This window comes from Streptomyces sp. NPDC059534, assembly GCF_042743475.1.
Classification (GTDB): Bacteria; Actinomycetota; Actinomycetes; order Streptomycetales; family Streptomycetaceae; genus Streptomyces.
The window spans coordinates 1-1718 of record NZ_JBHWAQ010000136.1; the positions used below are offsets into that span (position 1 = coordinate 1).

The following is a 1718-nucleotide window of genomic DNA, read 5'->3' on the forward strand; positions in this document are numbered from 1 at the left end:
GCTGATGACGCCTCCTTATCTTGTCCATGCTTGATTACATCGTATGCCGCGGCGGAGATGAATATAACGAAATACGTTTTAAAAAAAATGAAAAAAACACTTGCTAAATTTAAAGAATGCATGGTATATTATTAAACGTCGCTGATGAACAGCAGACAACAACAAAAAGCTTCGGAAACAACTTAAAAAAAGTTGTTGACATAAAAGAAGCTGAGTGGTAAGATAATAAAGCTGCTTCAACAAGCGGTAATGATCTTTGAAAACTAAACAAGATAAAACGTACCTGTTAATTCAAAGTTTTAAATAAATCGCACAGCGATGTGCGTAGTCAGTCAAACTACTTTATCGGAGAGTTTGATCCTGGCTCAGGACGAACGCTGGCGGCGTGCCTAATACATGCAAGTCGAGCGGACAGATGGGAGCTTGCTCCCTGATGTTAGCGGCGGACGGGTGAGTAACACGTGGGTAACCTGCCTGTAAGACTGGGATAACTCCGGGAAACCGGGGCTAATACCGGATGGTTGTTTGAACCGCATGGTTCAAACATAAAAGGTGGCTTCGGCTACCACTTACAGATGGACCCGCGGCGCATTAGCTAGTTGGTGAGGTAACGGCTCACCAAGGCAACGATGCGTAGCCGACCTGAGAGGGTGATCGGCCACACTGGGACTGAGACACGGCCCAGACTCCTACGGGAGGCAGCAGTAGGGAATCTTCCGCAATGGACGAAAGTCTGACGGAGCAACGCCGCGTGAGTGATGAAGGTTTTCGGATCGTAAAGCTCTGTTGTTAGGGAAGAACAAGTACCGTTCGAATAGGGCGGCACCTTGACGGTACCTAACCAGAAAGCCACGGCTAACTACGTGCCAGCAGCCGCGGTAATACGTAGGTGGCAAGCGTTGTCCGGAATTATTGGGCGTAAAGGGCTCGCAGGCGGTTTCTTAAGTCTGATGTGAAAGCCCCCGGCTCAACCGGGGAGGGTCATTGGAAACTGGGGAACTTGAGTGCAGAAGAGGAGAGTGGAATTCCACGTGTAGCGGTGAAATGCGTAGAGATGTGGAGGAACACCAGTGGCGAAGGCGACTTTCTGGTCTGTAACTGACACTGAGGCGCGAAAGCGTGGGGAGCAAACAGGATTAGATACCCTGGTAGTCCACGCCGTAAACGATGAGTGCTAAGTGTTAGGGGGTTTCCGCCCCTTAGTGCTGCAGCTAACGCATTAAGCACTCCGCCTGGGGAGTACGGTCGCAAGACTGAAACTCAAAGGAATTGACGGGGGCCCGCACAAGCGGTGGAGCATGTGGTTTAATTCGAAGCAACGCGAAGAACCTTACCAGGTCTTGACATCCTCTGACAATCCTAGAGATAGGACGTCCCCTTCGGGGGCAGAGTGACAGGTGGTGCATGGTTGTCGTCAGCTCGTGTCGTGAGATGTTGGGTTAAGTCCCGCAACGAGCGCAACCCTTGATCTTAGTTGCCAGCATTCAGTTGGGCACTCTAAGGTGACTGCCGGTGACAAACCGGAGGAAGGTGGGGATGACGTCAAATCATCATGCCCCTTATGACCTGGGCTACACACGTGCTACAATGGACAGAACAAAGGGCAGCGAAACCGCGAGGTTAAGCCAATCCCACAAATCTGTTCTCAGTTCGGATCGCAGTCTGCAACTCGACTGCGTGAAGCTGGAATCGCTAGTAATCGCGGATCAGCATGCCGC

The 1718-nt window shown here is 50.8% G+C and carries 1 rRNA gene; it reads left to right on the forward strand.

From position 1 onward, the window contains the following. Positions 1-342: 342 nt before the first annotated feature. A 16S ribosomal RNA gene (locus ACFVZH_RS40330) occupies positions 343-1718 on the forward strand; the annotation flags it as partial.